This window comes from Embleya sp. NPDC059237 (assembly GCF_042754105.1).
In the GTDB taxonomy this organism is placed as follows: domain Bacteria; phylum Actinomycetota; class Actinomycetes; order Streptomycetales; family Streptomycetaceae; genus Embleya.
Window position 1 is genome coordinate 1,252,860 of record NZ_JBHZAE010000001.1, and the last position, 20,288, is coordinate 1,273,147.

Annotated in this window: 18 protein-coding genes; 10 read left to right on the top strand and 8 right to left on the bottom strand. The window is 69.9% G+C overall.

Annotated features, from left to right (window positions below; translation table 11 throughout):
• The first annotated feature begins 9 nt into the window (after nucleotides 1-9).
• Nucleotides 10-1,239 (top strand): DUF418 domain-containing protein, encoded by a 1,230-nt coding sequence (locus ACFXKZ_RS05490; protein WP_379996652.1) that lies wholly within the window; start codon nucleotides 10-12, stop codon nucleotides 1,237-1,239.
• On the opposite strand, the gene ACFXKZ_RS05495 is transcribed toward ACFXKZ_RS05490, so the two are convergent.
• Nucleotides 1,232-2,638 carry a VWA domain-containing protein gene (locus tag ACFXKZ_RS05495; protein ID WP_379996654.1) on the bottom strand — a complete coding sequence of 469 codons (1,407 nt, stop codon included), beginning with the start codon at nucleotides 2,636-2,638 and terminating at the stop codon, nucleotides 1,232-1,234. The genes ACFXKZ_RS05490 and ACFXKZ_RS05495 overlap by 8 nt on opposite strands.
• A 1,084-nt stretch (nucleotides 2,639-3,722) precedes the next feature.
• On the opposite strand from ACFXKZ_RS05495, the gene ACFXKZ_RS05500 reads away from it, so the two are divergent.
• Complete coding sequence (locus tag ACFXKZ_RS05500) at nucleotides 3,723-3,926, top strand: cold-shock protein (protein ID WP_078974744.1); 204 nt, start codon at nucleotides 3,723-3,725, stop codon at nucleotides 3,924-3,926.
• 85 nt (nucleotides 3,927-4,011) lie between these two features.
• On the opposite strand, the gene ACFXKZ_RS05505 is transcribed toward ACFXKZ_RS05500, so the two are convergent.
• Complete coding sequence (locus ACFXKZ_RS05505) at nucleotides 4,012-5,775, bottom strand: MFS transporter (RefSeq protein WP_379996656.1); 1,764 nt, start codon at nucleotides 5,773-5,775, stop codon at nucleotides 4,012-4,014.
• 463 nt (nucleotides 5,776-6,238) lie between these two features.
• On the opposite strand from ACFXKZ_RS05505, the gene ACFXKZ_RS05510 reads away from it, so the two are divergent.
• Nucleotides 6,239-6,919: a hypothetical protein gene (locus ACFXKZ_RS05510; RefSeq protein WP_379996658.1), complete on the top strand. Its 681-nt coding sequence runs from the start codon at nucleotides 6,239-6,241 to the stop codon at nucleotides 6,917-6,919.
• A 54-nt stretch (nucleotides 6,920-6,973) separates the two neighbouring features.
• Here ACFXKZ_RS05510 and ACFXKZ_RS05515 read toward each other — a convergent pair whose 3' ends face one another.
• Nucleotides 6,974-9,244 carry a hypothetical protein gene (locus tag ACFXKZ_RS05515; RefSeq protein WP_379996660.1) on the bottom strand — a complete coding sequence of 757 codons (2,271 nt, stop codon included), beginning with the start codon at nucleotides 9,242-9,244 and terminating at the stop codon, nucleotides 6,974-6,976.
• Between the two features lie 277 nt (nucleotides 9,245-9,521).
• On the opposite strand from ACFXKZ_RS05515, the gene ACFXKZ_RS05520 reads away from it, so the two are divergent.
• Nucleotides 9,522-10,220 carry a TetR/AcrR family transcriptional regulator gene (locus tag ACFXKZ_RS05520; RefSeq protein ID WP_379996662.1) on the top strand — a complete coding sequence of 233 codons (699 nt, stop codon included), beginning with the start codon at nucleotides 9,522-9,524 and terminating at the stop codon, nucleotides 10,218-10,220.
• A 3-nt stretch (nucleotides 10,221-10,223) separates the two neighbouring features.
• Nucleotides 10,224-10,817, top strand: a complete 594-nt coding sequence (locus ACFXKZ_RS05525) for a TetR/AcrR family transcriptional regulator C-terminal domain-containing protein (RefSeq protein ID WP_379996664.1) — start codon at nucleotides 10,224-10,226, stop codon at nucleotides 10,815-10,817.
• Between the two features lie 53 nt (nucleotides 10,818-10,870).
• Here the strand turns inward: ACFXKZ_RS05525 and ACFXKZ_RS05530 are convergent, their stop codons facing one another.
• Nucleotides 10,871-11,233: a YbjQ family protein gene (locus ACFXKZ_RS05530; protein ID WP_379996666.1), complete on the bottom strand. Its 363-nt coding sequence runs from the start codon at nucleotides 11,231-11,233 to the stop codon at nucleotides 10,871-10,873.
• A gap of 262 nt (nucleotides 11,234-11,495) precedes the next feature.
• On the opposite strand from ACFXKZ_RS05530, the gene ACFXKZ_RS05535 reads away from it, so the two are divergent.
• Together ACFXKZ_RS05535 and ACFXKZ_RS05540 are read left to right on the top strand one after the other, a co-directional pair.
• Entirely contained in the window at nucleotides 11,496-11,816 is a 321-nt protein-coding gene (locus ACFXKZ_RS05535; RefSeq protein WP_379996668.1) for a hypothetical protein, read from the top strand.
• 89 nt (nucleotides 11,817-11,905) lie between these two features.
• Nucleotides 11,906-12,652, top strand: a complete 747-nt coding sequence (locus tag ACFXKZ_RS05540) for a hypothetical protein (protein ID WP_078974739.1) — start codon at nucleotides 11,906-11,908, stop codon at nucleotides 12,650-12,652.
• 403 nt (nucleotides 12,653-13,055) lie between these two features.
• Here the strand turns inward: ACFXKZ_RS05540 and ACFXKZ_RS05545 are convergent, their stop codons facing one another.
• Nucleotides 13,056-13,796: a maleylpyruvate isomerase family mycothiol-dependent enzyme gene (locus tag ACFXKZ_RS05545; RefSeq protein WP_379996670.1), complete on the bottom strand. Its 741-nt coding sequence runs from the start codon at nucleotides 13,794-13,796 to the stop codon at nucleotides 13,056-13,058.
• Between the two features lie 115 nt (nucleotides 13,797-13,911).
• Between ACFXKZ_RS05545 and ACFXKZ_RS05550 the strand changes: the two genes are divergently transcribed.
• A complete protein-coding gene (locus ACFXKZ_RS05550; RefSeq protein WP_379996672.1) occupies nucleotides 13,912-14,397 on the top strand; it encodes a hypothetical protein in 486 nt (161 codons plus the stop codon).
• 37 nt (nucleotides 14,398-14,434) lie between these two features.
• Here ACFXKZ_RS05550 and ACFXKZ_RS05555 read toward each other — a convergent pair whose 3' ends face one another.
• Complete coding sequence (locus tag ACFXKZ_RS05555; RefSeq protein WP_379996674.1) at nucleotides 14,435-15,727, bottom strand: FAD-dependent oxidoreductase; 1,293 nt, start codon at nucleotides 15,725-15,727, stop codon at nucleotides 14,435-14,437.
• A 96-nt stretch (nucleotides 15,728-15,823) separates the two neighbouring features.
• On the opposite strand from ACFXKZ_RS05555, the gene ACFXKZ_RS05560 reads away from it, so the two are divergent.
• Nucleotides 15,824-16,411 carry a TetR/AcrR family transcriptional regulator gene (locus ACFXKZ_RS05560; protein WP_379996676.1) on the top strand — a complete coding sequence of 196 codons (588 nt, stop codon included), beginning with the start codon at nucleotides 15,824-15,826 and terminating at the stop codon, nucleotides 16,409-16,411.
• 56 nt (nucleotides 16,412-16,467) lie between these two features.
• Nucleotides 16,468-17,064 (top strand): pentapeptide repeat-containing protein, encoded by a 597-nt coding sequence (locus ACFXKZ_RS05565; RefSeq protein WP_379996678.1) that lies wholly within the window; start codon nucleotides 16,468-16,470, stop codon nucleotides 17,062-17,064.
• A 1,009-nt stretch (nucleotides 17,065-18,073) separates the two neighbouring features.
• Here the strand turns inward: ACFXKZ_RS05565 and ACFXKZ_RS05570 are convergent.
• Nucleotides 18,074-19,156: a hypothetical protein gene (locus tag ACFXKZ_RS05570; RefSeq protein WP_379996680.1), complete on the bottom strand. Its 1,083-nt coding sequence runs from the start codon at nucleotides 19,154-19,156 to the stop codon at nucleotides 18,074-18,076.
• A 217-nt stretch (nucleotides 19,157-19,373) separates the two neighbouring features.
• The gene (locus tag ACFXKZ_RS05575; protein ID WP_379996682.1) at nucleotides 19,374-19,934 is read right to left on the bottom strand and encodes a restriction endonuclease; all 561 of its coding nucleotides are present in this window, start codon (nucleotides 19,932-19,934) and stop codon (nucleotides 19,374-19,376) included.
• Between the last annotated feature and the right edge of the window lie 354 nt (nucleotides 19,935-20,288).

The window sequence follows — 20,288 nt, forward strand, 5'->3', positions numbered from 1 at the left end:
GGTGGGCGCATGTGGGCGAAGACGGGGGAGTGGCGGGCCGCGCGGAGAGCGGACCGGATAGTCGGTGTGGATGTTGCCCGCGCGCTCGCGGTCCTGGGCATGTTCGCCTCGCACGTCGGGCCCGACCCCTACGACGGGGGCGTGGACACGCTGATCCAGGGCGTCACCGGCCGCGCCTCCGCGCTGTTCGCGTTCCTGGCCGGCGTCTCGCTGGTGCTGATGAGCGGCCGGGCGCCGCTGCGCGGCTGGGATCGGGGCAACGCCGCCGTGGTCACCCGGGTGCTGATCCGGGCCGTGCTGCTGCTCCCGCTCGGGATTTGGCTGGCCGACCTGGACACCGGTGTCCTGGTCATCCTGGCCTTCTACGGCCTCTACTTCATGCTCGCCTGGCCCGCGCTGTGGCTGAGCACGCGCACCCTCGTGTGGGTCGCCGCGGGGTGGGCGCTGCTCGGGCCGATCGCCTCGTTCGTGCTGCGCCTGGCCGGGGACACCGGCGATGTTCGTTATGTCGCGCCCGGGTTCGCCGATTGGCGGCAGGGGCCGGGCCACATGTTCGAGACGTTGTTCCTGACCGGCAGCTATCCGGCGATCACCTGGATGCCGTTCGTGCTCGCCGGGATGGCGGTCGGGCGGCTGCGGCTGGGCGAAGCGCGGGTACAGCGCGCGCTGGTCGGGATCGGGGCCGCGCTGGCCGTGCTCGGCTACGGCGGATCCTGGCTCGTGGTCCGACTGTTCACCGGCGATCGGCTGGCGCGGATCGCCGAGCCGGAGGGCGTGTCGGACGTGATCCACGGCCGGGTCGGCTCGGTACCGGTGTCCGATCCCGCGTGGCTCACCGTCGCCGAGGGCCACACCGGTACGCCGTTCGAGATCGTCGGCGCGATCGGCGTCGCTCTCGCACTGCTCGGCCTCGCCCTGCTCGCCTGCCGCCCCTGGCTCGGCCGGATCGTGCTCGACCCGCTGATCGCGGTCGGCTCGATGGCGCTCACCGTGTACACCGCCCACCTGATCGTGATCGACCGCTGGCTCCCGCTCGCGTCCGGGGAGACCTGGCGGCGGCTGATCGGCTTCTTCGTGGTCACGATGCTGCTGTGCTGGGCCTGGCGGCACACGCTGCGCAAGGGGCCGATGGAGGCCGCGCTGCATCTGCTCTCCGCGCTCCCCGCACGGTGGGTGCGGGGAGCCGCGGGGGGTGGGTCGCCTCGCCCGGTCGCGGCCTCGGAGGAGCCGGTCAGATGAGCAGGCCCTGCGCCCTGGCGCGGCTCAGCCAGGTCGGATACTCGTTGGTCATCAGCTCGTAGAGCTGCCCGTCGGGGACGTTGGCCGGGTCCTGGACCGAGAAGAAGTCGGCGTTGTCGACGTAGCGGCCGGTCAGGTCGTCCAGCTCCTCCAGGAACGAGAAGCCGCCCGGCCGGCCCAGTCCCATGAACTGCCAGAAGATCGGCTCGAAGCTGGAGTAGGTGATCTGCTCGCGCGTCGCCTCGCGCGAGGTGGTCTGGCCGTCGGTGATGAACATGACGTATACGGGCAGGTCGTTGGCCAGCGGTTGGTACCGGGGCGCGCTGCTGCCGAAGTAGTGCTCGCGGACCAGCCGCATCGCGCCGGCGTAGTCGGTCGAGCCCTCCAGGCCGGGGCTGCGCCGGATCCGCTCGGCCCAGCCGTTGTACTGGCCGAGCCCGAGCTGCCCGGCCACGTGTCCCCGGGAGCCGAAGAGGAACACGTCCACGGCCGCGTTGTCGTCGAAGCGCAGACCGAGCGAGAGCACGCGCTCGGCGAGCGCCTGGACCTTGCCCTTCTTGAACAGCGACTGCATCGAGTAGGAGATGTCCAGGCAGAGCGCGACGCGCGCGGTGTGTTCGCCGAGTCCGCGCTTTTCCAGGCTCACCGCGGCCTGCTTGGTCAGGTTGAGCAGTTGCGGGTGGCCCTCGTCGGCCAGCCGCTTCTCCATGTCGATCAGGGTCCGCTTCTTGAGGCTGATCGCGGGGGCGGCGGGCGGGGGAGAGGTGGGCGGCGGGGGTACGGGGGAGCCGGGCGCGGCGGCGGGTGGGGCGAACGCGGTCGGGGCGGGGGCGCTGGGGGCGGGCGGGGCGCTCTGTGGGCCGGCCGCGTCGTCGGCGGCGACCTCGATGCCGAAGTCGGTGGCAAGGCCGGACAGCCCGGACGCGTACCCCTGGCCCACGGCGCGGAACTTCCAGGCGCCCTTGCGCAGGTAGAACTCGCCGAACAGGAACGCCGTCTCGGTGGACGCCTCGTCGATGTCGAACTCGGCGATCGGCCCGCCCTGCGCGGTCACCACGTGCAACGCGAGCCCGGGCACCTGGCCGAAGCTGCCGCCGTCGGCCGACGCGCCGATCACCACGCGCTCGACGTCCGCCGGGATCGCCGCGAGGTCGACCCGGATGGTGTCCGTGACGACGCCGCCGGCGGTCGGCTGCTTCCCCTCGTGCCGGACCGCGCCGGTGGCGTCGGAGGGCTGGTTGTAGAAGACGAAATCGGCTTCCGTGCGCACCTTGCCGGCGGCGTTCAGGAGCAGCGCCGAGGCGTCCACGTCGGGGGCTCCCGCCGCGCGCCAGGTCAGGACCGCACGCAACTCGGCGGTCGGTACCGGAGTGTTCCCACCTTTGCTTATCTTCGCCATGCGCCCATCTTGCCCGCGCCATCGACCTCCCGTACGAGCCCGCCCACCCCCACGCACCCCAACCAGTGCGGGACGTCGGGGCGAGACGAGGGTGGGAGCGCGGGGCGGATCGGCACGATCGAGCGGGATGGCGGGGGCTGCCGGCTCGGCCCGCGCGGTGTGGCGCCCCCGCCCACCCGGCCGCGCCTGCGCGTGCCGCGCTCCCGTCCGCGCCCGCGCGTGCCGCGCTCCCGTCTGCGCCTGCGCGCGCCGCGCCCCCACCCGCCCTGCCGTGCCCACGCCGGCTTGGCCGTGCCCGCCGTCCCACGGCTTGCCCACGCCGGCTTGTCCCTGCCGCATCGCGCCGGCCGTGATCGGCCTGCTCCCCGGGCTTCGACTCCCTGTCACCCCCACCACGCGCCCCGCCCGGCCGCTGCCGTGGCGCGCTGCTGTTCCTTCGGCCCCGTTCCGCCGGTCCCGTCCCCTGCGGGCCCTGTCACGCACCGACTCCCGTCGGATCGGCATTGGCACCGTCCCGCGCTTCGGCCCGCTGCGACCCGCCTCCCGCGCCGCGTGCCGTGCCCGTCTCGGTCCGGTCTCGTGCTTCGTGCCCGTCCCGGTCCGGTCTCGCGTGCCGTGCCCGTCTCGGTCCGGTCTCGCGCTTCGCGCCCGTCTCGGTCCGGTCTCGCGTGCCGTGCCCGTCTCGGTCCGGTCCCGCGCTTCGTGCCCGTCCCGCCCCGGTCCCGCGCTTCGCGTCCGTCCCGGTCCGGTCCCGCGGGCCGTGCCCGTCGCGGTCCGGTTTCGGGCTTTGTGCGGGCTGTGTTGTTGGGGGTGATCACAAGCTGGTGTGGGGGTGGGCAAGGTGTGGCTTGGAGTGGTCGTGGGTGGGCGGGTTGTGGTGGGACTCGATCTCGGTCTCGTTCTGTGTTAGTCTGAAGCCTGTTGCAGTTGTGGTTCGCATCATCTTCTGAGTGCGCCTGTAGAGCTGTTCACTACGGGCGCATTTTGCATTTCGGTAGCTTCCGAAATGAGGGCGAAAAACGCGGCGACGCCCGGATTCACGAAGTGTGGATTCGTTCATCGGCCCACATGTAGGGAGAAAAATATGGCTACCGGAACCGTGAAGTGGTTCAACTCGGAAAAGGGCTTCGGCTTCATCGCGCAGGACGGTGGCGGCGACGACGTCTTCGCTCACTTCTCCGCGATCCAGGGCAACGGCTACCGTGAGCTCATCGAGGGCGAAGCCGTCGAATTCGACGTCGTGCAGGGCCAGAAGGGTCTCCAGGCGGAGAACATCAACCGCCTCTGATCTTCACTGATCGGCACGACCGAGGGCCGGCCGCCGCACTTCGAGTGCGACGTGCCGGCCCTCGGCATTTCCGGTTCTCGGCGGATCAGGCCCGCTGCTGCGCCACCCCCGGGGCCCCCGGCGCGCCGTCGGCGGCCAGCGCGGCCAATTCCTCCTCCACCCGCCGTGCGTGCGCCGCCTCGTCCTCCCGCGCCTTGCGCGGACTCCAGCGCCCGGCCATCACGAACACGCTCGGGACGAACAGCGCCTGGCACGCCAGGGTCAGCCACCACCAGCGCATCCACTCGTCGCTCGTCCGGTCCTTGGCCTTCCGCACCTCCTCGCCGTGGTCGATCAGCACGGCGAGCGACTGCTGCTTCTGCTCGACCAGATTCAGCTTGGCGAGGTCGCCCCCGGCCAGCTGCAACGCCTTGACCTGCAGCTCGATCGGGATCGCCGCGCGGTTGGGGTATTTGGACATCTGGATGAACAGCGCCGGGTCCTTCTGTACCAACTCCAGCGCCGCCCCCGCGTCCGCCTGCGCCGCGACCACCTCCTCGCCGTGGTTGACCAACGGCGTCGCGGAGGTGACGATGACCGGCGTGAACACCGCGGACACCGACACCACGATGCGGATGATCCAGCCCCACACCGCCAGCCCCGTCGCGGTCGCCGCCGGGTTGTGCTTCTCGACCGTCTCCGTGTACCCGGCCATCCACGGCGCCCAGGCCATCCCGCTGCTCGCGCCGATGCCGACCAGGAGCCAGGCGAACGTGTAGTAGCCGGTGTCCGGATGGTCGGTGGTCAGGGCGAACAGGTACGTGAACACCACCGTGCCCACGCCGCCCACGATCATGAACGGCTTGCGCACCCGGGTCAGGTCGGACGCGACGCCCACCACGACGAGCGCGATCGCGTTCGCCCCCCAGTACCAGTTGGCGAGGGCGTTGGTCCGCTGCTCGGAGTACCCGTAGACGGTCGAGTAGTAGACCACCAGGTTGCCGACGACCGTGTAGTAGAACATCAGGTGCAGGCTGATCCCGAGCGCCGGCGCGAGGATGTCCAGGCGCATCATCTGCCGCCAGTGGTTCTTCTGCGCGGCCTCGACGTCCAGGCCGCGCGCCCTGGCCTCGATCAGCGCCTTGTCCCGCAGCGAGACCATGAGTTGGTCGCGCAGCGCCGGGGACAACTCGCGCAGGCCGAACAGCGCGACCACGAACACGACCAGGCCGGTGATGCCGGCGTACCGGAACTCGGTCTGCCAACTGCTGGAGTCCAGCGTGTTGCTGCTGACCGTGGTGACCACGAGGCTGCCGATGATCGGCCCCAGCGTCCAGAAGCCCATCGCGCCGGCCCGGCCGACCTGCGGCGAGAAGTCGCGGATCAGCGCGGGCGTGGCGACCAGGGCCATGCCCTCGACCACGTTCACCAGGGCCATGAAGAACATGAACCAGCCCTTGCTCTGCGCGTTGGGCAGCGCGAACAGGACGAGCACGCCGGTGAGCAGCAGGCCGTACACAACCAGGTTGGCCCGCCCCCACCGGTCGGCGAGTCCCGCGAGCAGCGAGGCGAATGCGCCGACCGCGTTGCCGACGACCGAGATCATCGTCGCGTACATGAAGGTCATGCCGTACTCGTGCATCAGCAGCGTGGAGACCGCGTACTGGATGTAGAGCTCGTAATACAGGATCACCGACGCGACGACCACGATGGACAGGTAGAGGATCCGTGGCCCGTTGGCCGGGTAGCGGTGCAACTGCCGATACCACAGGCCGTGCACGATCGCGGGCAACCGGGCGGGGGGTGCCGGGGGCGGGGGTTCGGGATCTCTGTCGGCGGGCGCATCCGACGGGGACGTGCTGGATGACATGCGGCCTCCTCGACGAGCGTGGGTCTATCGAGGTACTGGGGTGCGGGAACACGGCCGTGCGCGGACGTCGGGCCAGGGGGAAGGGACGCCCCCCTGGGCCAACGCGTGGAGTGACCTTAGTACCGGCCGGTAGCGCGCTACCAGAGCGATCGGCAAGAAATGGAACGGGTTTCGATTTCGGGGTGGTGAGGGCGGCTGTACCTGGGCGGACGCGCCGGGGTGGTGGGGCGGAGTGGGATGGAGGTGACCCCAAGGTCGGATTTGCGGGGGGTGTCGGTGGCACGCGAGAGGCGGCGCTTGCGGAGTGTGGTGCGCGTGCGGCGCGGCGTAGGGACAAAGCTGGATGATATTGCCGAACTTGGGTGATCTATTGGGAAATACTTGCGCACACGGTTCCGGCCCGCGGCTCGCGGTCGCGCTCTACGGTGGAGCCACCGTTATCGCCCAATGCAAGGGGTATCGCGTGGAATCGATCTCGGTGGACCTGCTCAGCGGGCTTGCCGCAGGGGCCGGCGGCGACGCCGGTCGACTGGCCTGGACACGCCTCGTCGAACTTGTCCGCATGCCGCTGCCGGACACGGACCGGCCCGGCGGTACAGGGGGCTCGCCGATGGCCGGATCCGAGGGGATACCGCAGTCGCGGGCGTCGGATGCGGCGGCCTTGGGGTCTGGCGGGCCGGGCGCGTCGGGCGCGTCGGAGGCTCAGGACGTGCCGCATCGGTCGGCGCCGGTGCCCACGGGCGAGCTGGAGCTGACGCTGCTCGGGCACGAGACACCGGGAGGGCTGCGGGCGTACACCCGCGCGCACGCGCTCGCCGGCGCGTTGGCGTTACGGGCCGAGCGTGATCCGGACTTCGCCCGCTCGATCGGGCACTGGTACGCCGAGGCCCGACGGATCGGCCTGGACGGCCCGGACGCGTCGGGCGAGGGCGGGGGCTCGGGTTCGGGTGGGCGCGGTGGGTGCTGCGGACGGGGTGGGCACGGCGTGATCGTGCTGGGGGAGGGGGTGGACGGGCTCGATGGGCCGTTCCGGCTCGGGCCGGCGGGGGGATGGGCGATGGGGGGTGACCCCGAGGGGCCGGGGTCGGTGTGGCCGGCGGATGGCGCGGGTGAGGGCGGGGAGGCGGGCGCGCCGCCGGGCTGAGCGGTGGTGGGCGGCGGGCGGTGCCGGTCTGCGGCGGGGCGTCCCCGGCCGCGTTCAGGTCTTTGCGTGCCTGCGGCGGACCGGTGCGCCCCGGACCGTGCTCGGCCGGCGATCCGGATTCGGATCCGGATTGGGCTCGGGGCAGGCCTCGGGGCGCGGGTCGGCTGGGGCCTCGGGGCGCGGTTCGGGGTGGGGACGGGGCTCCGCCGAGGTCGGGTCGACGATGAAGCGCATCCGGTCCAGGTGCGCCCGCGCACTGTGCAGGCCGCGTTCGGCCGGGCCGGGGACGAGTTCGCGCATCGCCACCACGGCGGGCCCCAGGCGGACCGCCTCCCGGGCATCGGTCACCCGCAGCCACACCTTGAGCGCGTTGTCGGCGGCGGCGATCGTACTCGGGTGTTGCGGGCCGACCGCCTCGGCGCCGCGCTCGGCGACCTGGCAGTAGATCAGGATCGCGTCCGCGACCCGGCCCAGACCGGCGCTGACGAACGCCAACATCGCCTGCGCGTCCAGCGTGCCCGGGTGCGTGGGGCCGACCAACTTCTCCATGTGCATGCCGAGTTCGGCGGCCTTCTGCCACGCCTCCATGCCGCGCCCGGTGTCCGCCGCGTGCCGGATGGCGGCCAACTCGTTCCAGTACGTGGGCAGGATGTCCGCCGGGCGGATCAACGCCCCGGACGCCGTGGCCCCTTGTGCCAGTGCGCGGCGGGCGGGGATGGGGCCGACGGCTCGCCCGCGTACCGGCATCGACATCGGTCGATGGGGCCCGATTCCGCGGTGCGGGGCCAGCGCCGGGGGCAGCTGCGTGGGACTCGTGGTCGGCGGGCGGCGCGCGGGAGTCGGCGTCAGGGCGCCCGCGTCGGTCTGGATCCGCACGGTTATCCGAGGCGGGAGCGGCGGGGGCGGCGCCTCGGACCGCGGGTGCGGCGCGGGGCCGGCCCCGCGCTGTTGCGGCTTGGCACCGGTTGCCGAGCGGGACGACGTCGTGCCGGCCGTGGTCGCACGGCGCATCAGGCCGCCCGACGGGCCGGTGCCGGCGGCGTGCGGGGTGGCGCCCTGCGGGCCGATGTCGGGCGGGCCGACGCCGGTCGCCGGGCCCGGGAACTCCGGTTCGCGGTCCAGGAGGGCGGCGTTGGCCGGTGGGCCGGGTTGGGGTCGGCCGGACGGGGCGCCGCCGGTGCGGGCGTTCGGCGTCGGCGTACCGTCCTTGCCGGCGGGACCGCGCAGGGGTGGGCTGCCGGGTCGGGCGGCGCCGGCGCGGAGTGCGTCGCGCAGGCTGGTACCCGGGACCTCGGGCTCGTCGTCCGGCCCGGAGGACAGTGCCGAGCGGACCAGACCCAACGTCCGGCGGCCGACGCCCGGTTCCTCGCGCTGCCGGGCGGGGGCGGCCGACGCCGTTCCCGCCGGCTCGCGATGGGTGGGCTCGACCACAGCGTCGCCGACTGCGCCGCCGCCGACCACGCCCGAGCCGCGCAGGCCGGAACGTTGCGCCGGAGTCATCCCGTTGGGCGGCACCGCGGACAACGCCGAGACTCCCGTTCCGGCCGCGCCGGCGCCGCCGCCGCGCGGGGAGACCGCCTTCAGTCGGCGAACGGCTGTACGCAGGGTGGGCGGACGGGCCTCGGGTGAGCAGTTGGCCAGTGCGAGCGACCCGGCGGAGGGCGCGAACTCGACGGTGTCCGGAGCCAGTCGGGCCCGCTCGGCCAGGAGCGGATGGATCTCCTCGGCCGGTACGGGGTCGGGCAGTTCGGCGAAGCCCTGCCCGAGCGCGGCAACGAGGGTGCGGGTGAACGGATTCGGCGGACCCTTGACGTCGGGAGGGTTCACCACGCCCCACAGCGGAATGCCCGTGCACAGTTCGTGGGACCGTTCGCGGATCGCCTCCCAGGCTTCCCGTCCGGCCGTCAGATCACAGATCACGAGGGTGTTCTCGGTCGGCCGCGGGCCGAGCAGCTCGACCACCCAGGACCACGGAAGCCCGTCGTAGCGCACCGAGTTGGGCGTGGAATCACGCAGCCCCAGGTGCAGTTCGCGCCGCCGCCGGTCGATCAGGAGACGACCGGTCAGGTACACGATCACCGGCCCGTCCACGGCGCCGGCAGCCTGGAGATAGGCGCGTACCGCGTGCGGTTGCACGGCGTCGGGCAGCTGGATCACGTCCGCGGCGGCGTCCGGGAAGAGCTGATGCGGTGTCAGCGCCGACATCGCGACCAGGTTCCCACCGCTGTCCGACCGCCGCCCGCGCCCGGCTCTTCCACCCTCCACGAGCAGCAACTGGCCACGCTCGGACGGAACCCGGATGACCCGCCCCCCACGTTCGCTCATGTGTGCCTCCCCGGCCGAGCCTTCTTGGGTGGTCCACCACGCACCTGAAGATTAGGGCTATCGACCGACCATGGTCGACATATCGGACCGGTTGGCCGGTCAGCCGTGCCCCCGCACGCAGTCGCAACGAAGCAAAACCGGGGCGCACAAGGGGCGCACCCTCGACCGTCGGCGGCGGGGGTTCGTGCGAGTGCGGGTGGCTGCGGGGTGTGGGCCGTATGGCGAGAGCGGTGCTCTTGTTTGGGTGCAGTGCTCTGGTGTCTGGCAGACTGGCCGTATGACCGCAGCTTCCCGCACCGCGCGTGATCGTGCCCGGGCCGAACTCACTCACGAGATCAAGGATGTCGCGCGACGACACCTCGCCGCCGAGGGTGCCCAGCGGTTGTCGTTGCGTGCGGTGGCCCGTGAGCTGGGGATGGCTTCGTCGGCGCTGTATCGATACTTCCCGAGCCGGGACGAGTTGCTGACCGCGCTGATCGTGGACGCCTACGATGCGGTGGGCGAGCGGGTCGAGCGTGCCGTCGAGGCGGCGGGGCCGGCCGCGCATCCGCGTGCCGCCTGGCGTGGGCTATGCGGCGCGGTGCGGGCGTGGGCTCGGGAGCATCCGCACGAGTATGCGCTCATCTATGGTTCGCCGGTCCCCGGCTATCAGGCGCCGGACGACACTCTGGCCCCCTTCTCGCGGGTGCCGTTCGCGCTTCTCGGGATCCTCCGCGACTCCGGACAGGATCCTGCCCGGCCCTCCGGGGAGGCGGATCTGCCCGGGCCGTTGGCGAAGCAGTTCGAGGCCGTGGTGGCGGCGGGTGGTCTGGAGGTCTCGCCGGCGACGTTGGCGCGGGCGATGTTCGCCTGGGCCGGCGTGTTCGGGATCGTGAGCTTCGAGCTGTTCGGACAACTCGCCGGGAGTGCCGATCCCGCCGATCCGTTCTTCGCGTATGCCGTCGACCGGCATGCCGACCTGCTCGGGCTGGCCTGACCGATGGGCCGGCTCTCCCGCGCGCAGGTCTTGGACGCGGCGCTCGCACTCGCCGATCGTGACGGCATCGCCAAGTTGTCGATGCGGCGACTCGGTGCGGAGCTGGGGGTCGAGGCGATGACGCTGTACTACTACGTGCCGAACAAGGACGCCGTGCTGGACGGCCTGGTCGAGCGGATCGTGGCCAGTGTGGCGCCTCGACCGCGTGGCCCGCGGGCGGTGTGGCTGGGCGAGTTCGCCCACGCGTTCCGCGCCGAACTGCTGCGCCACCCGGCGGTCGTTCCGCTCGTCGCGACGCGTCCGGTCGCGACTCCGGAGGCGTTGGCCGCCGTGGAGCGGGCCGCGGCGGCGCTGGTCGGGGAGGGGTTGGCGCCGCTGCGGGCGTTCCAACTGCTCAACGCGGTCACCACGTTCGTGATCGGGCATACGTTGGCCGAGTTGGATCCCGAGGGCGGGGAGCCCCGGGACGACCCGGCGGTGGATGCGGCGGAACTGCCCTGTTTGGCCGAGGCGTTGGCGGCGGGATTGGGTACGCGGGCCGACCACGACGAGCGTTTCGAATCGGCGATCAGGGCTCTGTTGGCGGGGATCGAGTAGGCGTTTCCGGGGAACGGGCGTTTTGCGCGGGGTGGGTGGGTGGGGCGGTCGGGCTAGTCCTGGACCAGGACCACGGCTGTGCCGTATGCGCAGATTTCCGTGCCGTTGCCCGCGTCGGTGACGTCGTATCGCATGGCGAGAATCGCGTTGGCGCCGCGACCGCGGGCCTGTTCGACCAGGCGCTCGGCCGCTTCGGTTCGGCTCTGTACCAGGGTTTTGGTGAGGCCGCGCAGTTCGCCGCCCACCATCGATTTGAGGCCCGCGCCGAGCTGGCTGCCGATGTTGCGTGAGCGCACGGTGAGGCCGAAGACCTCGCCGATCACCCGTTGCACGCGGTAGCCAGGTACGTCGTTGGTGGTGACCACGAGCACGCCCGGGTCGTTGGGCGCGCCGCCGTACGCGTCGAGATCGCTCATGTCGGCCTCCGGGGTCGGGGGATCGGGGAGTGGGGGAATCGGGGAGTCGGGGAATCGGGACGGGTTCGCTCTGTGTGACAGGTGGCCGCGCGGCGGCCGTCCCACACGTGATGCCACCGGTTCGGCGGATGGGCCGGGGGCCGGACCTTGACCATTTTTACGCTGTAAGACAAGCTGTGATCGCGCCGCTTCTTACACTGTAAGAGGTGCTCGGGCGCGACGACGAAAGCACGGAAACACGGAAACGAGGGGGAATGCGGCGATGCTCATCGGTGCGATGGTGCGGCGGCTCAACGACGGTGTGGACTACGCGACCTTCCGCGACGCGTGGCTCCCGGACGAGCGGTTCGAGGGCGACCCCCGACGGGTGCTCAGCGCGATCGACCTGGCCGACCCGCAGCAGTTGTTGACCGTTGCGATGATCGACGCGACGCCCGAGGAGATCCCCGGATGGGTGGCCCGCATCGGGGCGAGCGAGCAGCGCCGGGCGGAGCGGATCAAGGGGCTCGTCGGTCCGTGGCAACTCAACGCCACCTACCGGATCGTCGGCGACGACAACCTCGCCGCCGTGATCGCGCGTTGACGGTCCGGGCCCGATGCGATTCGCCCGCCCCGGCGCATCCACCCGAAAACCTTTGTGCCGCAGCCGTGTTCCCCTGCTAGCGTCGCGGCGTGGCGAAATTGAACCAGATCATCGCGGTGGAGAAGGGCGTCAAGACCAAGTCCTTCCAGGAATTGACGGATGCCCACCAGCGGGTCCAGAAGGGCGCGTTGTTGTCGGGTATCTCGCGCACCTACCAACCCAAGGACGAGGAGGGCGAGCAACTGCCGCCCGAGTCGACCCGGGTGCAGGTCAAGGGCGAGGAAGTGCTGCGTTCCGTCACCGGCACGCTGACCCGGCTCTTCGACGTTACCGCGACCAAGGACTGGGCCAACTGCGAGGCGCGCGCCGACGTGGTCGTGGACGGCACGCCGTTGCTGCGCGACGTCCCGGTGTCGTACCTGCTCTTCCTGGAGAAGCAACTGGTCGACGTGCACACCTTCGTGCGCAAGCTGCCGATCCTGGACGCCGCCGAGACGTGGACGCTCGACCCCTCCACGGACTCCTGGCGCACCGAGCCGGTGCGTACCGTGCGGACCAAGAAGGTCCCGCGCAACCACGTCAAGGCCGAGGCGACGGAACACCACCCGGCCCAGGTCGAGATGTACTTCGAGGACATCGCCGCCGGCTACTGGACCACCGTCAAGTTCTCGGGCGCGCTGCCCGCCCGGCGCGTGAACGAACTCGTCGAGCGGGTCGAAAAACTGCAGCGGGCGGTCAAGTTCGCGCGTGAGGAAGCCAACGGCGCGGAAGTGACGGACCGTCGGATCGGCGACGCCGTCTTCGCCTACCTGCTCGGCAACGGCCAGGGCGAGTAGGCTTCGAGAATCCCCCGACCGGAGGGTCGGGGGTGCGCGAGGAGCGCAAGCTGAAACTGAAGCTTGTCGTGACGAACGCGGGTAACGGTGGAGGTTCGAATCCTTCCCCCGGCACCACGAGCCGGGGTGGCCCAAGTCGGCAGAGGCAGCCCGCGATCAATCTCAGACTATTGCTCCAGACTCAGCATCGCCGCCCATCGCCGGATCGACCGGACGGGGCTCCGGTCGTCGGTTGCTGGTTCGACTCCAGCCCGGGCCGCTCGTGGCCTGGTAGTTCAAAGGTAGAACGCGACGACTTTCAAGACGACCCCGGTCCTTAAACGTGCCGGCGTGCCCGATAGGGCGGCACAGCGGGCCTCCGCGGGCAGGCTAGCCCCGCGGAGGCCCACCCTCTTGTTCGGACTCAGACTTTCGTCGATTCGCGCCAGCGGGTGAGGACTTCGAGGTCGCCGTCGAGGCGGCAGCCGGTGGAATCGACCCGGTTCCACAGCAGCAGGTACAGCCTTTCGGCCGGGCCGGAGACCGTGAGGTCGGCGGGTTCGGCGGCGCGTACGACGCGTCGATCGGCGGTGCCGAGCCGCATGGTCCAGGCGGCCGAGGTGTCGTCCGGGGTGATCGCGATGCTCAGCGGCGGGTCGGTGACCGCCTTGTTCCGGGCGTGGGCGAGGAACCCGCACAGCAGTTCGTCGATTCCGTCGGCGGCGAAGTCCGCGGGCACGGCGGAGGGCAGACCGGCCGCGAGTTCCGCGTCGACGCGATGAACGGCCGTCTCGTGCGCCTGGCGTCGGGTCCAGAAGCCGACCGTGGACGGCGCCTCGAAGAAGGTCCACCCCGGGGCGTCGGGGGCCGCCGTGCCGAGTGTCTTCACCAGGTCGGCGTGGGTGCTTCGGTACCACTCGAAGAGGTCCCGGTCGGTGGGGGCGCGGAACAGCTCGGTCGTGTCCTCCCGGCTCGGCCGTTCGACGCTGCCGGATTCCACGATGTACGCGGCCCATCGGTGCACGCCGCCCAGGTGTTCGAGGAGATCACGTACCCGCCAGTCGGGGCAGGACGGCACTTCCGCGTCGAGGCCGGCCCGTTCGGCCGAACGGGCGAGCGCCTCGCCGTCGGCGCGCAGCATGTCGAGGTGCGTGGCAATGTCCATTGGGCCACGTTCTCATGGGGGATCGGCGGGGGTACAGGCTCGATGGGCGGCGGGCAACCGGTCGCCCGGGACGAATCGCGGCGATGGGTCGTCGGTGCGTCCTATGCTGGGGGTGATGGGTAACTTCGGTGTATATGTCGTCGCCCGATCGGCGTGGCCCCTATTGGAATTGCCGGCCGTTCAGCAGGCCGGCGGTGAACCGCGGTGGTCGGCTCGCGACGGCGACTGGCAGGTTCTGCTGTTGGCGTCGGGGTTGGATCCGGGGCCGACGTTGATGGCGGATACGGACGCGCCGGTGTTGACGGCCGACGTGGTGTCCGGCCACTTCGCGATGATCGACGCGCAGAGTCCGGGTGGGGGCGACGTATGGCACTGCGCGTTGGCGCCGCGTGCGGCCAGGTCGTACGCGTTGGATCCGGAGCTCGGGCCGCCGCCGGAGCGGGTGTTGCCGCGTGCCGTGGGTTGGGCGCGCGAGGCCGGACTCACCCCGGACGAGGCGGCGTTGGACTCCGCGTTGCGGGCGGAGGGGACGCCGGACGAGCTGCTGCGGGCCTTTCTGGATGCGTTGGGCTTTCGGTTCGTGGTGGTGGACGGGGGGTAGCGGGCGGGGCGTTCGTTGCCGCGGCGTTGCGCATGCGCTAAGCGGATGCCGATGCGGGTGCGGATACGGCGTCGGGCGCGGTCGGGCCGTCCGACAGGTAGGTGCTGATCTGCCGTAGCCAGCGGGTGTGGTAGCGGCTGATCAGGGCGTCGGGGGTCAGGCGGGACAGGGTCGGCAGGTACTTGTTCGTCGTCTCCGAGCCGGCGCGGCGGGCGGTCAGGGAGGCGCGGCGGGCACGGGAACTCCGGTAGTCGGCAAGGGCCTCGGGGATGTCGGCGGTGCGCCGCAGGGCGCGGGCCAGGGCCCAGGCGTCCTCCAGGGCCTGGTTGCCGCCCTGCGCGACGGTCGGCGGCATCGTGTGCGCGGCGTCGCCGAGGAGGGTGGCCCGGCCGAGGCTCCAGGTGCGCGGGACCTTGTGCCGGCGGTGGGCGAAGTACTCGATGTCCGCGTCCGTGACCGCCGCCAGCACGTGGGGGACCGGCGCGGCCCAGTGCCCGAAACGTTTGCGCAGCGCGGCGATCGGCGACGTCGGCGGCGGTTCGGACGGGTCGCGGCGGACGTCGAACCACCACTGGAGCAGGCCGTTGCCGGCGGGCATCAGGCCGCACATGCCCTCGGGGCCGACGATCATCAGGCCGCGGCGCTCGTGGACCACGTCGATGTCGACCGGGGTGAGTCCCTGCCAGGTGACCCAGCCGGTCGGGGTGGTGGGGTCGGAGCCCCATACGTGCCGGCGAACGACCGAGCGGGCGCCGTCGGCGCCGATGATCAGGTCGGCGGCCGCGGTGCTGCCGTCGGCGAAGGTCGCCTGGGCGTGGTCGGGGGTTTGGGTGATCGCGGTGCAGGGATTGGCGAAGGAGATCGTGGGGGTCGTCGTTGCGTTTGCGCTGTTGGTTCCGGTTCGGGGTCGGGTTCCTTCTCCGGCTCCGGTTCCTTCTCCGGCTCCGGTTCCGGCTCCGGTTCCGGTTCGGGTTCCGGTTTCGGTTCGGGGCGTGGGCAGGGCTTCGGCCAGGCGGCGGATCAGGTCGCGGCGGGGCATGGCGAGGTGCGGGTGGCCGTAGTGGGTGGCGGCGAGCGAGACGTCGATCCGCATCAGGACGCGTCCGTCGTAGTCGCGTTGTTCGAGCAGATCGATGGGTGCGCCGAGACCTTCGGTGGGGATGCCGAGGTCGGCGAGGATGCCGGTGCCGTTGCTCCAGAGGGTGAGCGCCGAGCCGGAGGTGCGCAGTGCCGACGCTCGTTCGTGGACCGTGACGTCGTGTCCGTCCGTACGCAGGGCGCGCGCCGCCGCGAGTCCGCCGATGCCCGCGCCGATGACCAGTATTCGCATGGTGCCCCCTCGTGTGTGGGTGCGGTGGGGTTCGACCGGAGACCCCGGGATTCCACTACTCGAATAGTACTATCACAGCCTTGATAATCTCCCTGCATGGCACCACCCCCCAACAGCGCCCGTCGGCGCGCCATCGCGGACGGCGCGATCGAGGTTCTGGCCCGGGCCGGCGTACACGGCTTCAGCCACCGCGCGGTGGACGAGGCGGCGGGGCTGCCGGCGGGCACCACGTCGAACTACTTCCGCAGCCGCGACGTCCTGCTGGGCGCCGCGGCGGAGCGTGTCCTGGAACTGCATCGCGCCGACATGACCGCCGCGCACGAGATGGTGGCCGGCCCGATCGACCGGGGCGGCCTGGTCGACCTGATCGCGGTGTCGCTGGAGTTCTCGGCCACGATGCACCGGGCGCGCTATCTGGCCGTGTACGAACTGACCCTCGAGGCCACCCGCCGCCCCGAACTCCAGCGGACGCTGGACCACATGCAGACGGAGGCCGTGGACTTCACCCTGGCCCAGCACCGCGCCCTCGGCCTGCACACGTCGCGCGCGGACGTCGCCACGCTGATCACGCTCTTCGCCGGCGCCCTCTACACCCTGGTCACCGGACAGGCCGGGCAGGCCACGGGCCCCGCCGCCCGAGCACTCGCGCAGGGGATGGTCGCGGGCATCGCCTCACCGGACTGAGCGGGCCCGCGACGGCGAGGCGGGCGGATGTCGGGGGCGGCGTGTTCGATGGAGAGATGCCCATCCCCGACGAAGCACTCGTGATCCGCGACGAGGACTGGTACGGGAGGGAGCTGACGGACACCGCTCAATACACGCGCTGTTCGTTCCTGGACACGGACTGGACCGAGGTCGTCAACGAGGGCGCGGTGTTCGACGAGTGCACGTTCGCGGGCGTGCGATTCAACGCGTCGCGGCACACGGGAGCGGCATTCACGAACTGCACATTCAACGGCTGCACGTTCTTCGACACCAGGTTCGTCGACTGCAAACTGGTCGGCAGTGTGTTCCGCCAGTGCACCTACACGGTGTTCGAAGTAACGGGCGGAGACTGGTCGTTCGTCGGCCTGCCGGGAGCCGACCTGACCCGGGCAACCTTCACCGGCGTCCGCATGCGCGAGGCCGACCTGACCGCAGCCCGCCTGCAAAAGGCCGTGATAACAGCCTGCGACCTATCCGGCGCAACTTGGCACGGCGCAACCCTCAAAAACGCCGACCTAAGAGGCAGCAACCTATCCTCATTGGACCCCCGAACAGTCGACTTCCAGAGCGCCCAAATCACCCCAACCCAAGCCACCACACTAGCCAAAACCACAGGCTGGACCGTCACCTGAGCCACATCGGCGCTGCGTTGAAAAGGCGTGAGCGCAGAGGCATTCGAGTGCTCATGTCATCCGGTCAGTGGCGAGATGGACCTTCCCTGGGGAACCTTCCGTGCCTCGTCGGCCCGAACCATCGTGCGACGTCCTCGCGTGCCCGCATATGAATCTCAAGCCGCTAGTTGATGACTTGAAGTTCACCCACGCGAGCGGTTGTTTCGGTTTGCCCCTCCATGGCCGGGAGCGAAATAGGTATGCCATCGGCCCCTACGTAACTTGCTTCCCAGTGGACGGTGGCGGTGACTGTAAAACGACTTTCCGGCTGCTTTGCGGATGTAGTTTTATACACGTAGCCGCAGTCGGGTGAGGAAGTACTCGGGGAGGATGGGTCGTACTTTGTGCCCGGAGTCGGGCACTCCACGGTGGACCCATCGCCCATGGACCACAGAACGTACTTGGATCGAGCGATGGCCGTAACGGTTACACCTCGTTCGGTTACCGTCTTGGAGATTCCGTCGGGTGACCATCGGTGCGGATCGGATGCGTCGATCCATAGCCAAACCGGGAGGCCTACGAGACCCATCTTTCCGGGTTCCGGGGTCATGAAGACCTTGGGCTTGCGAAGCTCGAGCTGGGCCATGGCGAGGGTCGCAACTTGAGCGTCCGTAGGTGCAGGGAGCTGGGGAGCGGGGCCTCCGCTGCCACCGGCAGCCGTGGCCCCAACGGCAGTGTGTTCTCCGTTGCCTTGGGTGAAGCCGGGTTCGGTACCCCCGCTGCCGCCTGTCGCGCTGCCACCTCCCGCACCTCCGCCGCCACCGGTCCCGCCGCTGCTTCCTCCCGGGCCGGGTACTTCGATGCAGATGATGAGGTCGCCGCAATTCGTCACACCTGCAGAAGCCGGTGGAAGAAGGAAGAAGGCGCCAATGGAGCCGGCTGTGCAGGCCAAGGCGACACTTCGTAGAACTTTCGATCTATTCATGAGTCCTCCCTGGCGGGCATCTTCACATGGCGGTGGGGATGGATATCAGGCGGGCGTACCGTCGCTTGAGAGTGCCCGAACAGAGTCCGCAACGATGTCGATCGGAGAATCCGGAGTTGCCGGGATCTTGAATACGGTCATGCCGACATTGACTACGTTTAGTGTCTTCCATTTGGTGGTGCGGCCGTTCAGGTTCTGAAAGCTCTGGCTATTGGTGACGGATATCGGGGATGAACCCGCCGTGAGATTTGAGGATGATCGTGTGGTGCACATGACCAATTTGCCGCCGTCTGAGGTCTTCCAGGCCGGCGATTTTTCACTGTCACGGATCTCGGTCTTGAAGGTGACCGATCCGCCCTTCGCCAGTCCTTCTGTGTCCCGTTTGTTGTTACGGTCTTCTTGGATGACTGCTTTTGCCCTAGGTCCCCAGTTAGTCGTGGTTGAACCTCCATCCAAATAGTTGGCGAAATCTTGGCAGATCTCCTGCCCGTAGTAGATGTTCGCGGATGCTGCGCTTTCTTTGTTGTCGACCGTCGCTATTTGCGTGACGATAGGGAAATCCTTGCCAACCTCTGTGAATGCAAGAAATGACATTTTCCAGGGGCCGACCCCTTTGTCCTGGCGCAGGACTCCGAGGGATCCACGGGATTGCTTTCCGATGGTTTGGCGACCCAGGGACATAAGCCACCGGTCGTCACCGCCGGGAGCCCCTTGGGGTGAGGCGACGTGTATATTGCTATTCGCGGCCAAATCCTCGTCGTTGCCGATATTGTCGCCGTACTTCAAAATGCGCTCGAGGCGGGCGGTGGATACCTCGAGCAGGGCTCCCGCCTCGATTTCCGAGATTGAATGAATATCGCGTGCTGCTCGGGCCTTTTTGCTGGCATCGAAGTAGGCCTGCGAAGTGCTTGTCGCATCGGCCTCGCTGATCGGCGGGCCTGCCGCTGCAGTGCTCTGAGACGGTGTCGGGAGCGGAGCAGCTGCCGTTTTGGGTGCCGCTTGACCGATTTTGGGCTCTTTCGCCTTTTTATCCGAGGAGCAGGCCGTGGTCAGGAGGGTGAGAGTGGCCAGGGCTGCCAGCAGGGTTGCCGGGAGTTGGGTGTTGGTGGATCGGGCCAAAACTGCCACCCCCGCAGCAGGTGCGATCTTCGGAGTTCGGTGCGCTATTGATCTGCCGAAGCATCATTGCACTTGATCGGGTGGGTCGTAAGCGTCTTCGGGAGATCACTGCGGGTAGCGGGATTCGGCCACTTGGTGGGGGTGGGGCCGGGGTTGTTGGGTGGGGGCGGCTTCTGGGGGATTCGGGCTGGTGGCCGGGGTGTTCGTGGGGAGTTGGTGGGTGGCGTTATGGGGTTGTGGTGACCAGAGTGGTCAGGCCGTGGCCCTGTTGCCATTGGTATAGGCGGGACTGGTCGAGTAGGACGATGCCGTGGTGATGGGCGAATCGGCGGGCCTCGGTGGTGAATCCGTGGCGGGTGATGAAGACCGGGATGTCGGCCCGGTGGTTGTGGTGGGCCGTGCCGATGAAGGCGTGGAGGTCCAGGGGGCGGGCCTCGTGGGTGATGGGGGCGCAGCGGATGAGGACGAGGCTGCCGTTGGGGAAGTAGGCCTTGACGTTGGCGTCGGGGGCTACCTGTACGGCGAGGAGGCCGTCGCGGCGGCAGAGGTCGGCGATCTGGAGTTCGAAGTCGCGGTCGTCCGGGGGGTCGGGGCGTTGGTTCAGGGTTGATGTGGCGAGGTGGACGGTCGCGCACAGGAGGGCCAGGGCGGCGGAGGTGGCCAGCCAGGCGTCGACACCGTTGATGCCGACGGAGTCGAAGAGGTCGTGCAGCGCGATGGCCGGGACGGCGGCCAACGGGGCTATGGCCCAGCCGCGGAACTTGGCGCGGGTGCGGGTTCGGGGCATGTGGGGTCCCTCCGTGGGCTGCCGACGGCGGAGCGGGCGGCAGCTTAGGCGGAGGGGTGGGCGGTCAACCACCCGACTGGATGGTGGATGTGGTGGGAGGGAGGGCCGGGGTGGGGGCGACGCGGTGGGATCGCCCTTGTGAGTGCGGGTGTTGGGGTTGCGGGGTGGCGTTTGGGTGCTGCGGTGGCGGGGCGTGCTGGGGTGGGGCCGTGTGGGTGATGCGGCGGAGCGCGGGGCGCGTGGCGCGGGGGGCGAGATGCGAGGTCGAGGTGTCAGATACGGGATGCGGGGATCGGATGGTTGAGAGACGTGGGGCTCTTGACACGGGGACCCCGTGGCCCTGAGATCCGCTCG